The organism is Aquimarina aquimarini, from assembly GCF_900299535.1.
Lineage (GTDB): Bacteria > Bacteroidota > Bacteroidia > Flavobacteriales > Flavobacteriaceae > Aquimarina > Aquimarina aquimarini.
In genome coordinates, this window is sequence record NZ_OMKE01000011.1 from 1 (window position 1) to 15,694 (window position 15,694).

Below are 15,694 nucleotides of genomic sequence, written 5' to 3' on the forward strand. Positions count from 1 at the left end.
CATCACCACAACTAATCGCTATGGTATCTGGAGAAAATGTGGATTGCCTTCTAAACATAGAGACAATAGTGGATTGCTTATCATAGGGAAGATTCGTATCATTAAAAACGTCCAAAAGCTGATGAGATTCTGCATCACTCAACATAGATAATTTACTGATAGGCATATCAATATCTGATAGTACCGATGCTACCAATGCCTTAAAATGTGAGGCCATACGCGCTATAGTGGACTCTTTGAATAAAGCTGTGCAATATTCAATCCCTATCGACAAACCATCTTCAGACTCAGAGATATTCATAGAAATATCGAACTTAGAAGTTGTATGCGGAAACGAAACTGGTTCTATAAAAGAAGATTCATTTTGATAACTGCCTTTGGTAGTGTTTTCAAGTGATAATAGTACTTGAAATAATGGTGTTCTACTTTGGTCTCTTTCTTTTACAACAGTATCCACTACTTTTTCAAAAGGCACATCTTGATGTTCATAAGCTTCAAGCAAATGGTTTTTAACTTTTTTGAGTAGCTCAACAAAGGTTTCTTTATTTTTTACCTGTGTTCTTAGTGCCAATGTATTTACAAAATACCCTATCAATCCTGACACTTCTTCCTGCCCTCTATTTGCAACTGGTGTTCCGATACAAATATCCTCTTGTCCAGAATACTTAAACAACACTATTTTATAAAGACTTAGCAATACCATAAACAAAGTACTTTCTTGAGAAGTTGCTATATCTTTTAACGTATTTGTTACAGAATTTTCTAATGAGAATTCATACATTTTCCCTTCTAACTGTTGAACTGGGGGGCGTATAAAATCAGTTGGTAATTCTAGAGGAGATACTCCTTCTAGGTGTTTTTTCCAGTATAAAAGCTTCTTTTCTAATACTTCTCCAGACAAATAAGAGCGTTGCCATATACTATAATCACTATACTGAACTGGTAATGTAGGTAATGAAACGGCGGCATTATCAATCGCTGCTTTATATAGTACTGTTAATTCATTCGCAAAAATAGGTACAGACCAACCATCTGAAGCGATATGGTGCATCACCAAAACCAGAATCGTTGAATCGTCTTCTATTGGTAGTATACCTGCCCTGAGTGAATATTCTTGAGAGATATCAAAAGGTTGGGTTATAAAAGGATTTAGGTATTCTTCGATACGCTGTTCGTTTATTGGTGTTTGAGCTATATCATGCAGTTCAAAGTCTTCTGATGGAATTATTGCTTGCATGGCCTCTCCGTTTTGCTCAGCAAAGACTGTTCTCAGACTTTCATGTCTTTCTATAATTTTCTTGAGTGCTATCGCCAACGCTTCTTTATGAAGTTCTTGTCGTACTCTGAACACCATCGGAATATGATAATTCTGACTACCACTTAATTTATGTAAAAACCACAATCGCTCTTGAGAAAATGATAAAGGAACACTTTCTTTGTTCTTACTTTTTTCTAATGGAGGTAGTGTATTGGTAGCTGTAGAGTTTTCAATCTTTTTTGCAATGTGATAAATTGTAGCATCTGTAAAAATATCTTGTACTGTTACTTCTATTTTAAAAGCTGTTCTGATTTGTGCTATAAGACGTATTACCAAAAGGGAATTTCCACCTAATCTGAAAAAATCATCATAAACACCTACTTTTTCTACCCCTAGAAGCTCCTGATATATCTGAACCAATCTTTTTTCAGAAGTAGTTTCTGCGGCTTTATAATCTACCGATTGTAAGGCACTTATTTCTGGATAAGGAAGTGCTGTGATATCTATCTTTCCATTTGGAGTTAATGGTATTTTATCCAAATTCACATATGCTCCTGGAATCATATAAGAAGGGAGAGTTCCTTTTAATTTTTCATGTATCTCTTTAGTATCAAAAGATTCGTGTGAAACCAGATAAGCTACTAGTAGGGTGTCTTTACTTATGGAGGAATTCGCTATTACAATAGCCTCTTTAATTTCTTCTAGCTGTAACAACTGATATCGAATTTCTTCTAGTTCTACACGATATCCTCTAATTTTAATCTGATTATCGTTTCTGCCTACAAATTCCAGTTTTCCAGAAGGTAACCAACGAACTAAATCTCCTGTTTTATAAAGTCGCTCTTGCTGTTGTGTTGTACTAAAAGGATTATTTATAAATTTTTCTTTTGTTAGTTCTGGTTTATTGAGATACCCCCTTGCTACTTGGGCTCCTCCTATATATAATTCTCCTACAACTCCTATTGGTACTATAGCCAACTGATCATCCAGTACATAGACCTGTACATTATCAATTGGTTCTCCTATCGTGATTTTTCCTTTATCTTGATTGGTAATTGTATGACATGTAGCAACTACTGTATTCTCTGTAGGCCCATAATTATTATACACTTGTAATCGATCATCAATAGTATTCTGAAGGGTAAGACTTTCTCCTCCTACCAAATATTTTACGTTATAGTTCACAGACTCATGATTCATGAGTTCATGATATAAAACTACAGGTAAATAGGCATGTGATATAGTATTACTGACAGTAAAATGATATAGATTTTCTGAATGTAAACGAATAGAATCATCTATAGGAAACAATTCAGCTCCACTGGTTATGTATGGAAATATTTCCCAAACAGAAGCATCAAAACCTTCTCCCGATATCATCAAGACTTTGCTAGTATGATCTACAGCATAATACTCTTGATGCCATTTGCATAGATTAACCAACGATGCATGTTCTATCATTACTCCTTTGGGTGTACCTGTAGTTCCTGAAGTATAAATTACATACGCTAATTGTTTTTGAGATACGGGAACAGGTGTATATTTCTTAGAATATTCCTGCTTTAACGTTTCTATACACAGAACATCTATCGTTTTATCAATATCAATCTGTGCTTTGTGTTTTTGTGTTGTAAGAACAATCGTTGCCTCTGTATCGTTTATGATAAAAGTGATTCTGTCTTTAGGATACGTAGGATCAATTGGAACATAGGCTCCTCCTGATTTGAGTACCCCTAGTATTGCTACAATCATTTCTATGGATCTAGGAATACAAATAGGAACCAAGGTTTCTGGGGTTACTCCTTTATTTTGTAGATGGTATGCTAAATAATTGGACCTTTTATCTAACTCCTCATAACTTATTTTTTTATCGCCATGACTAATTGCAATTGCCTCGGGAGTAATATTTACCTGATGGGCAAACATATCGAGTACTGTACCAGAATATTGGGTTATACTTTCTGTTTTATTAAAAGTACAGATCAATTCTTCTTTCTCAGTAGATGTCAGCATTGGTAATTGGCTTATAGGCAATTCAGGAGATATTGTAACTGATTCTGCCAATGTCATAAAATGGTTGGACATACGGGCAATAGTAGCTTCTTTAAACAGTGCTGTGCAATATTCTACAGTAACCAATAGACGATCGGCAACCTCTGTAACATCAAAAGTTATATCAAACTTAGAACTGGAATGTGGGATCTCTAACGATGATATTACTGCTTCTCCTAAGGTTATATCTGTTACCTGATCATTATTTTGTAAACTAAACATTACTTGAAACAAGGGAGTACTACTTTGATCTCGATCACTAACAATTGTATCTACTATTTTTTCAAAAGAGACTTCTTGATGATCAAAAGCTGATAATGTCGTTTCGCGAATATTAGATAATAACGACTTAAATACCTGATTTTGATCAACAAATGATCTCAATGCTATTGTATTCACAAAGTACCCTATCAATCCAGAAATTTCATACTGTCCTCTATTGGCTACTGGAGTTCCTACACAAATATCGTTTTGCCCACTATATTTGTGCAATAACACTTTGTATACACCTAGTAATGTCATAAAAAGTGTTCCCCCTTCTGATTGTGTCAATACATGCAACGCTTTTGTAAGCGATGTAGGAATTTCAAATTCATATACTGCTCCTTTGGTTTGTTGTATTTGTGGTCTTGGGTAATCTAATGGTAGCGCTAAGGTGCTTACTCCTGATAATTGCTTTTTCCAGTAGGATAATTTTGTATCTAGTATACCTCCTGATAGATACGAATGTTGCCAAATACTATAATCACTATACTGCACTGGTAGGACAGGCAATGTTATCTGTTCTCTAGCAAGTCCTGCATTATACAATTGCTCTAGCTCTTGTATAAAAATAGGAATAGACCATCCATCAGAAGCTATATGATGTGTTACAATTGCAATAACATGCTCTTTTTCTGAGATTTGCAATAGTGCCACTCGAAGCATATAATCTCTTGATAAATCAAAAGGTTGATTTATTATTTGTTCAACTGTTTCTAAAATTTCTTGTGCTTCGACCTTGCTCTTGTCTAGGGTGAAAGTATCTGCCGAAATTACTTCTTGATATGCTACTCCTTCTGATTCTTTAAATACTGTACGCAGACTCTCATGTCTTGTAAGAATCTGAGTCGTACTCTCTAAAAATACTTTCTGATCAAATGCTCCTGATACCCTAAGTATAATCGGGATATGATAATTTACTGTTCCAGATAACTTATCTATAAACCACAGCCTTTCTTGTGTAAAAGAAAGAGGGATATTCTTTTTATCCTTACAAACTTCTATTTGAGGAACTTTTGATATCTCTTGTTCTTGTACAAATGCTACTAGGTCTACGAGTTTTGGGTGTTCAAAAATAGTTTGAATACCAACATCTACATTGTATGCTGCTCTTACAGCAGACACTAATCGAATTGCAGAAAGAGAATGCCCTCCTTTCTCAAAGAAATCATCATAAATTCCTATTTTGGGATTATGCAATATACGTTCCCAAATAGTGATCATTTTTTGTTGATTTGTTGTTTCAGGACCAACGTATTCTTTTGATTCAGACATCCAATCACGAGGGTCTGGCAATGATTTTTTATCTATTTTTCCGTTGATGTTTCGTGGGAAATTGGCAACAGGTACAAATGCTATTGGCACCATGTATTCTGGTAGCGTTTTCTTTAGGCATGAGATAATTTCTGAAGTGTCTATATCTGTATCTGATTGAATATAGGCTACTAATTGTTTATCGGTATCATACGAAACAACATGAGCAATCGCCTTGTTTATAGACTCTAAGCTTTCTAAGACTGTTTCTATCTCGCCCAACTCTATTCTATAACCTCTTATTTTTACTTGCCCACCAATTCTATCTACAAAATCTATAGAGCCATCGGGTAACCATTTAACCAAATCTCCTGTTTTGTATAAGGTCTCACCTTTATTAAAAGGATTATCTATAAAGCATTGCTCTGTTAAGGATGGTTTTTTCCAATACCCTTTTGATACATTATCTCCTCCTATATAAAGTTCTCCAGGAACACCAATTGAGCATATTTCTTTGTCTTTATTCAATACATATAAGATCGTATTGTTTAAAGGTTTTCCTATTGGGGTGGTGTTTTCTGGTACTGTATTCACATCATATGTCGTTGCAAACACTACTGTTTCGGTAGGGCCATACACATTGATCAACTTACCTTTTCCTAATGCTTCAAATGCTTTTTTGACATGATATGTAGAGGCTTTTTCTCCTCCGAAAAGCAATTTCCTAATGTTTTTTAATGCATAAACATTCGTATCTACAACCGCATTGAATAATGTGGTGGTCATAAAACTTACCGAAATTTCCTTTTGTTCTATTATTTCTGTCAGTGCAAAAGCATCTGCAGCATGTTCCTCATTTATAAGGTGTAAATGTGCTCCATTAAGAAGGGTGCCAAAAATTTCATATATAGAACCGTCAAAAGCAAAATTTGACCATTGTAATACATTGTCATTATCACGTATAGCAATTGATCCTTTTTCATTTACAAGTTTTATTACATTCTTATGACTTACTGCTACTCCTTTTGGCTCGCCTGTGGTACCAGATGTATACATGATATACATAGTGTCCTCTATAGTAGCTTTGTCCGTTATGGTTGTATCAAATTCAATATCATATGCTTCTGATACATTCAACAAGCCCGTTGTTGATGTTACTTTTGTTTCTACATCAGATATGTCTGAGCAGACTATATAGTTAACCCTAGCATCCTCTAGTATATAGTGCAATCGTTCTACTGGATACTCTTTATGAATTGGCACGTAAACTGCTCCTGCTCTTAGGATTCCCAAAATACTGCTTATCATATCCAGACCACGATCCATCAGTACTGCAATATTTTCCTGTCTAGAAACTCCTTTATTGATTAAATATTGAGCTATCTGAACCGATTTATCATACAACTCTTTGTAATTTACTTCTTGATCATGGTGAGTTACCGCTACTGCATTAGGTTGTTTTGCTACCCATTCATCAAACAAAGTAATAATTGATTTATCTTTAGGGTATTGACATTTTGTAGTATTAAACTGCAATACATTATTGTCTTCTGTAGCTGTTCTATAGGATATTTCTTTTAAGGTAATATCTGATAACATCTTAAACAATACTGTTTGTAAATGCCCTTTAATCAATTCTACAAAATATGCATCAAGTTGTTTATTGTTATAGGTAAACTTGATCGATAGATGATCGCTCTGAAGAGATATTGATAAGCTTACTACATAGTTTCCATATTCTTCAGCAACTACATTGTTTATTTCTATGTTTGTTTTATCTGCTGTATCAGAAGTTCCTACAGGGTAATTTTCAAAAACAAGAAGACTATCAAATAGTGCTTCTTTAACATCACTATACGATTCTATTTGACTTAGAGGTACATAGCCATATTCTTCTCTAGCATTTGTATGTTGTGATTGAATTTCTTTTAACCAATCAATGACCAACAAATTTTTGTTTACGGTTGTACAAACAGGAATTGTATTGATATACAACCCTACTTTATTTTCTATATTTTTAATTTGTGCATCTCTCCCTGAAATTGTTGTTCCAAATACTACTGAATCAGTACTAGTGTATTGAGAAAGTAAGTATGCCCATGCTCCTTGTAGTAATGTATTGGTGGTGATATGGTGTTTTTGAACAAAATCAATTATTTTGCGAGTCTGATCTTTTGTAAACAATACCTCATCTGTAGTATTAGCAAAAACCTTATTTCTATCAGAAGGTGTATTAATAAAAGGTAAATAGGCAGGTTTCTCTATTGACTGTAAGTATACAGTCCAAAATTCAGCAAGCCCTAGCTGATTTTTATTCTTAATATCTTTTATTAAATCTCCGTAATTATCTTTTTCTAAGACTGGCAATAGATTACCTTCTTGGATTGTTTGATATATTTGAATGAATCGATTCATTAGTAATGAGAAAGACCATCCATCCCACAATAAGTGATGATTGGTAATAACACATTTTGTACTGTTGTCAGGTAATTTTATTAGTGTAAAACGAACCAGTGGCGGTTTTTCTATATCGAATCCTTTTTTTCTGTCTTCTGTAAGGAATGTATCTACTGCTATGGTCACCTCTTCTTCTGTGAGTTGACTATAGTTTATTTCAGTTACAGAAAGCGCTAAATTTTTATATACAACCTGTACTGGTTGTTCGAATTGATTTACAAAAAAAGCAGTACGTAATATGTTATGAGTTTTTGATAATGTTTCCCAACTTTTAATAAACAGCTCCTTATCAAACCCTTTTACAAAGTCAAAACTAAATTGTATAACATATGCTTCGGTATTATCTCCTAATAGATTGTGAAATAACATACCTTCTTGCAATGGACTTAATGTATAGATATCTTCTATAACAGAGGGGTGATTGTCATTCTTAATAAACGAGGACAACTCATGAGCAGATACAAAATTTGACAACCCATAATCAGATGAAGTCTTAACCTTCTCTGTCTGTTCTAAACAATGTTTGATTACATTTTCTAGTTCTAATTGATAAGAAGTGGCTAATTTGCTAATCGTTTCTTTAGTATAACGAAGGCTATCATAGCTCCAATTTACAACCAGTTGTTTATCTACAACTACACAATTGATTGCCAGTTGATGAGGATTATGATTGGCGGGGTTGATATCATTACCTTTTGATTCTTTGGCAAAATCAAAATACATATCATCTGACATGCTATTATCAAAAGTACCTAAGTAATTAAACGTAATATCGTCAAAATTTGTGGCTAGACTTTTCTGAATATCCTCATTGTCAGAAAGGTATTTTAATACTCCAAAACCTATTCCTTTGTCTGGGATACTTCTCAAAAAGTCTTTTGTATGGATAATCGTTTCTGCTATGGTATTTTGTTTTGATAAACAAACAGGATAAAAAGAGGTAAACCATCCTACTGTTTGACTTACATCTACATTTTTAAAGATTTCCTCTCTTCCGTGTCCTTCTAGTCCTATAACATTTTTTTCTTTATTTGTCCAGTTACTTACTACTATTGCCAGCGCACTTAATAAAACATCATTAATTTCTGTAGCGTAGATATGATGAATTTTTGATAAGATTGATTCTGTAGCTTCTACCGAAAGGGAATTACTATGATGATATGTATTGCCATATGTTGTAATTTCTTCACTTTTGTTTTCTGGTAAAAGTGGTGTATAATTCTGTAAGATATCTTGCCAATAAAAACGCTGAGAATGTATATATACACTTTGCGCCAGCATTGTTAGTTTTTTATGCCACTGTCGATAAGAAGTCGTTTTAGTATCAATAAAAAGCACTGTGTCCTTGACAAGTAATTTATGAAGGTCTTCAAAAATAATTCTCCATGAGACTCCATCAATGGCTAAATGATGAACTGCCATAAAAAGTCTGTTCTTTTTGAAATCAGAAGGGGTTTCTAATAATACAAAACTGGCTATCTGTCCTTCTGTAACCGAAAGGCTTTGCTGATATGATTCACAAATTTTTGTAATTTCGGTTTCATTGGCTACCAATTCTCTTTTTAAAGATGTCGCTTTTGTGATATATCGCTGTATTGGATTTGCGGTATGAATATCTTGATACTGAAATCGAAGTGCATCATGTTTATCAATTAAAATAGTAATTACCTTCTTTAATTTATCATAGGTTATTGCTTTATCCAATGATAGCAACATTGATTGATTGTAATGGTTATAATACGTATACCTTGTTTCAAAAAACATTTTTTGTACAGGTAATAAACCACTCTCTCCTATAAGTTTTCCCTGTTCTGTAAGAATGTCTTGTGCTTTTACCAAATTTGAGGCAATTGCACTAATATTTTGATAGGTAAATACATCCTTTACTTTGAAAAAAATATTTCTTTCTTTGGCTTTACTTACTAGTTGTATGGCTTTGATAGAATCTCCTCCCAGTTCAAAGAAATTATCTAATACTCCAATCTTTTCTTTCTCTAAAAGTTCCTTCCAGATAGCTACTAATTGTTGTTCTGTTATAGTAGTTGGAGCTCTATACGTATTCTCCAATGAGAAATCTGGCTCTGGTAACTTTTTCTTATCAACTTTTCCGTTATATGTCAAAGGAATAGCATCTATAAATACATATATTTTCGGAATCATATAATCAGGCAATTTATCTTTTAACTGATCCTGAATCCATGATGTATCTAAAGTGTTATCTGTTACTATGTACGCTACTATATGTTTAGTCCCTTGTTTATCTGTTTTTGCAATAACTATAGATTGATGAATAGATGTTAATTCATCTAACTGATATGTTATTTCAGCCAGCTCTATCCTATAACCTCTAATTTTAACCTGATCATCCTTTCTTCCAATAAATTCTATTGTTCCATCTGGTAACCATCGTGCTAAATCTCCTGTTTTGTATAGCCTCTCATTATGGTGTGTAAATGGATTATTTACAAACTTTTCTTTTGTTAGCTCTTCTCTGTTAAGATACCCTACTGCCAATTGTCTTCCTGCTATACATAATTCTCCTACCACTCCAATAGGTACCAGTTCTAATTGATCATCTAGAATATGTATATGAGTATTGGCTATTGGTTTTCCTATTGTTACTTTACTATCTGCACTAATTTTGGATACAGAAGCCCAAATGGTAGCCTCTGTAGGGCCGTATTCATTATAAAGTGATGCTCTTGTTTTTTCAAAATGTTTTTGAATACTTTTTTGAGGAAGATGATCTCCACCAAGAATTACCGTTTTTAAGGTATCTAAATTGATGGTATCAACAGATAAAATCAGGTTATAATATTGACTACCACATATTACGGTATCGATTTCATTATCATTAAAAATATTAGCAATTCTAGATATATCGTAGATCTCTTCTTCTTTAACTAAAACCAATGTACCTCCTGATAGTAAAGTTCCGAATACCACCGCATAACTAGCATCAAAAGAAAATGATAAAGTGAGTAGTGCTTTTTGGTATCCTTTATAATAATCATTTCTTGCTCTCATAGAACTATAAAGTCCTTTATGATTGCAAACTACCCCTTTGGCTTTTCCTGTAGTACCTGATGTATAGATAACGTAGGCACGTTGTTCTGGGGATATCGGAATTTGAGGAGTATCTGTTCTCTGAACTTGTAATTCATTTTGTATTTCCTCTTGAAAAATGGGGGTTATTGTTGAAATTGAAGAAAAACGATCTCTATACGCTGAACGGCTTATTATTTTTCTTGCATTTGTATCTTTTAGAATAAATTCTATTCTTTTTTTCGGATAACTTGGATCTATAGGGATAAATACAGCTCCTGCTTTTAGTATTCCTAAAACACCGATTACCATATCTATAGAGCGCTCTAAGCATATAGGTATATACTCTTCTCTTTCTACTCCCGATGCCTGCAAATAATGAGCAAGTTGATTAGATTTTTTATCTAAAGAGTCATAACTATATACTACGTCTCCCAGTTTTAATGCAATATGATCAGGGTTTGCTATTAATTGCTGAGTAAACATATCAAGAATCGTTTCTTCTTGAGCATATTGTATATGATTATCATTAAAGTCTATTAATAATCGTTGTCGTTCCTGTATTCCTAGTAATGCAACTTCTTGAATACGTGTCTCAGGATTAAGAGTCAGGCAAGAAATAGCGTTCTTAAAGTGTTGCTCTAATCGCTCAATTGTTGATTTTTTAAAGAGAGCTGTACAATACTCAAACTCTACATACAACTTGTGATCACGTTCTGTGATATTACACGACAAATCAAAAGTAGCGGTGTCATGAGGTAAGGTGATAGATTCTATACTAGTATCCCCCAATGTAATATCGGTTACCTGCTCATTATTTTGTATACTAAAAAGAACTTGAAAAATTGGACTTCTACTCTGATCTCTTTGATTGGTCACAGCATCCACTACGCTTTCAAAAGGAACCTCTTGATGATCATAAGCCTGTAGTGTGTTTTCTTTTATTTGCTGTAATAGGGTTGTAAAAGAGCTATCTTCTTCTACGAGTGTTCTAATAGCCAATGTATTTACAAAGAAACCAATAAGATTGGTTATTTCCTGTTGTCCTCTATTGGCTACTGGAGTACCAATACAAATATCATTCTGACCAGTGTATCGATATAAAACAACTTTAAACACACTCAATAATGTCATAAAGACTGTTGTATGCTGTTTCAATGATAATTCATGTATCTTTTTGGTATCTTCTTGATCTATTTCAAACTCTAGTACAGCTCCTTTTGTACTTTGAACAGAAGGCCTTGCATAATCAGTGGGTAATACCAAAGGAGTAATATTGTCTAGGTTTTTTTTCCAAAAATCTAGTTTCTTGTTCAATAATTCTTCTGACAGTTGTGTCCTTTGCCATATGCTGTAGTCTGAGTATTGTACAGATATTGGTTCAAGTAGATTTTTTGTATTTTCTACATAACTCGTATAAATTGTTTCTATTTCTGAAATAAAAATAGGAATTGACCACCCATCTGAAGCTATATGATGCATGGTTATTACCAAAATAGTTTCCTCTTCTGATATAAAAAACAGATTGGCCCGAACCATATAGTCTTTTGATAAGTCAAAAGGTTTTTTTACACTTTTATCTATAATAGATAACAACTCTTTAGGTTGTATTTCTCTCTGTAACTTTTCCTCTTGTATGGTAAACCCTTCTACTGGCAACACTTTTTGATATCCTTTTCCGTCTTTTTGATAAAATACTGTTCTAAGACTTTCATGGCGCTGTATAATAGTTTTCAGCGTCTTTTTTAATAAAGATGTATCGATATTCCCTTTTATTTTTAGTGCAATCGGAATATGGTAATTTGAGGTACCCGAAAGGGTGTCCAAAAACCATAATCGTTCCTGAGAAAAAGATAACGGGATGTCTTCTACATATTCGTGCTGTAGTATAGGAATTAATTCTGTACTCTCTTTTTGATCTATTATAGCCGCTAATTCTTTTATCGTTGGGTTTTCAAACACAGTACTTATATCGATATCGATATTCATCTGAGATCGAATCTTTGTTGTAAGACGCATTACTAATAAAGAATGCCCTCCTAGTTCAAAAAAGCTATGAGTAGTGCTTATCTTTTCTTTTCCCAACAAATCTTTCCAGAGTGTTACCAATTCTTTTTCGGTTTGAGAAGTGGCTGGAACAAAAACGGTAGATTTCAATTCAAAATTTGAAAGCCTAGAGAGTTTGTCTTTATCTATTTTACCATTGGTTGTAATAGGAAATTCTGCTACTGGCTCTATAAATTGAGGTAGCATATATCCTGGTAAAGAAGTTTTTAATTGATGTTTTACAACACTCTCTTCATAATCATCATTTGGAATAACATAGGCTACCAAAAATTTATCTTTTTGTGGAGTCTCCTTTACAATAACAGTAGATTTATTTATCTGAGGTAACTGATCTAATTGCTGTTCTATTTCTTCTAGTTCTATTCTAAATCCTCTAATTTTTACCTGATTGTCATTTCTGCCTATAAACTCCAAATCTCCTGTGGATAACCAGCGAACTACATCTCCTGTCTTATATAATTTACTATCTACACTACCATATGGGTTTGAAACAAAACGCTCCTTGGTAAAGTCGGGTCTGTTCAAATATCCCAAAGCAATTCCTTCTCCTGAGGTATATAACTCTCCTGGAACTCCTACAGGGCATAATTGCATCTCTCTATCTAATACATACACCTGAGTTCCTATGATAGGGCTTCCTATTGGGATACTAACCCTATTCGAGAAATCTCGTGGAATACGATAACAGCAGGTAAATGTTGTATTCTCTGTAGGACCATACCCATTGAGGATCGTTACTGATGCTGAACGACTGTACAACTTCGATACACTAGAGGGCTTTAATACATCTCCTCCTGACAAAACATAGCGTAAGGGTAATTCTTCTACTCCATCACTATCAACCCACTGATCAAATAAAGCCGAGGTAAACCAAACTGTGTTTACGTTATGAGTTGAGATAATAGAATTTACCTTTTGTAAATCTAAATGTCGTTCTGGATACAAAACAACTGACCCCCCATGAAGCAATGGACTCCATAACTCAAATGTAGCGGCATCAAAAGAGATAGAAGATACCTGTAATGTTCTTGTATCTGAATCTATTGGTAAATGATCCATGTAGGATAGGCGAACGATAGACCTATGGGCAACTACTACTCCCTTGGGAACTCCTGTAGATCCTGACGTATAAATGATATAAGCCGCGGTATCTGCTGTAACTGGTTCTAATGGTGGAGCTTCTGAGAAATCAACATCAGCTAGTTGACCTATCAAAGAATTTAGATCATACACGATAATTCCTTCATACGCTCTAAACAATGAAAACAAGGATGAATCTGTAAGAATATAACCTGCATCTGTATCTGATAACATAAACGATATGCGATCTGATGGATAATCAGGGTCTATAGGAACATAACAACTACCTGTCTTAAGGATACCCAAAACACCTATAATCATATCAATAGAACGATCCATACAGATAGGAATCTTCATTCCTGGTCGTACTCCTTCTTTATGTAAATAATGTGAAAGCTGTGTAGATCGGTGTTCTAATTCTTCATACGTCATCGACACATCACCACAACTAATCGCTATGGTATCTGGAGAAAATGTGGATTGCCTTCTAAACATAGAGACAATAGTGGATTGCTTATCATAGGGAAGATTCGTATCATTAAAAACTAATCGCTATGGTATCTGGAGAAAATGTGGATTGCCTTCTAAACATAGAGACAATAGTGGATTGCTTATCATAGGGAAGATTCGTATCATTAAAAACTTCCAAAAGCTGATGGGATTCTGTCTCACTCAACATAGATAATTTACTGATAGGCGTATCAATATCTGATAGTACCGATGCTACCAATGCCTTAAAATGTGAGGCCATACGGGCTATGGTCGATTCTTTAAATAAAGCAGTACAATATTCTATCCCTATCAATAAACGATCTTCAAACTCAGTGATATCAAAAGAAAGATCAAACTTTGAACTGGCATGAATACTATCTACAGAAGACACTTTTGTATCTCCTAATGTGAGGCTGTGTACTTGTTCATTATTTTGCAAACTAAACAATACTTGAAATAGTGGTGTTCTGCTTTGATCTCGATCTGTAATTACTGCTTCTACTATTTTCTCAAAAGGAACATCCTGATAATCATAGGCTGTTAATGTAGTTTGACGAATATCTGAAAGGAATTCTCTAAAGCTTTGTTGTCCATTTATAACAGTATGTAATGGTAGTGTATTTACAAAATATCCTATTAATCCTGATATTTCTTCCTGTCCCCTGTTTGCGATTGGAGTTCCTACACAGATATTATTCTGTCCACTATACCGATATAATAAGGTTTTGCAAACCCCTAGTAGTATCATAAAAAGTGTAGCTCCTTCTGTTTGAGAAACCTTTTTTAGCCCTTGAATAGTTGATTGTGGGATTTCAAACTCATAAGAAGCTCCTTCTGTTTTTTGTATAGAAGGACGTTGGTAATCAAGCGGTAATTCTAGTGGTTCAGCCGTTGATAATTGATTTTTCCAATAGGTTAGTTTTTTGTTTAAAACAGCTTCTGATACATGTTTCCTTTGCCAGAGGCTATAATCTGAATATTGTATTTCTAAAGGAGGTTGTGCTACCTTCTCTCCGTTTAAACCAGCATTATATATCTTTTCTATCTCGTGAAGCAAAATAGGAACCGACCAACCATCTGAAGCTATATGATGCATCACCATTACCAGAGTTTGATCTTCTAAGGAAGTAGACAGGACATTTACCCTAAGCATATAGTCTTTTGACAGATCAAAAGGTTCTTTTATAGTAGCCTCTATTGCTCGATTTACATCTTCCTTTTTAATCCCTTGTTGAGTGATACTAAATTGATCTACGGATAATACTTTTTGATAAGGTTCATCTTGAGCATCTATAAAGACCGTTCGCAGGCTTTGGTGTCTTTTTAAAATTTGTCTTACTGCATCTAATAAAACTGGAATATCAAATCCACCCTCAATACGTAAAACTATTGGAATATGGTAATTAGAGGTCCCAGAATACTTATCTATAAAGTACAGTCTTTCTTGTGCATATGATAACGGAATATCTATGGTATCATCTGTATTTGCTATTATTTGCTGTATTTCATTATCACTATCAACGTGATATTCTTGTAATTTTTCTAGATACGCTATTAAATCGAACTTATGAAGTTTGATTTCTTCAATAACTTCTTGATTTAAGGGTACATCTCTATCTATCCTAATTGCAAGATCTTCTTTATCTTTTAGATTAAGAGTGATATTATTTTTTTCTATTTTATCCAATAAGAGAGAAAGCTCTTTGTTTTCCATTTTTTAAGCGTATT

2 protein-coding genes are annotated in these 15,694 nt (G+C 33.9%); both read right to left on the bottom strand.

Annotated features, from left to right (window positions below; translation table 11 throughout):
• Nucleotides 1-13,969: non-ribosomal peptide synthetase (locus DG508_RS06580; RefSeq protein WP_159090717.1), on the bottom strand; the 13,969-nt coding region annotated here is incomplete at its 3' end.
• A gap of 43 nt (nt 13,970-14,012) precedes the next feature.
• Nucleotides 14,013-15,680 carry a condensation domain-containing protein gene (locus DG508_RS06585; protein WP_108867378.1) on the bottom strand — a complete coding sequence of 556 codons (1,668 nt, stop codon included), beginning with the start codon at nt 15,678-15,680 and terminating at the stop codon, nt 14,013-14,015.
• Between the last annotated feature and the right edge of the window lie 14 nt (nt 15,681-15,694).

What these genes read in the sequence shown, in the direction of transcription:
- DG508_RS06585 (WP_108867378.1), bottom strand. Translation starts at nt 15,680, where the DNA reads ATGGAAAACAAAGAGCTTTCTCTCTTATTGGATAAAATAGAAAAAAAT.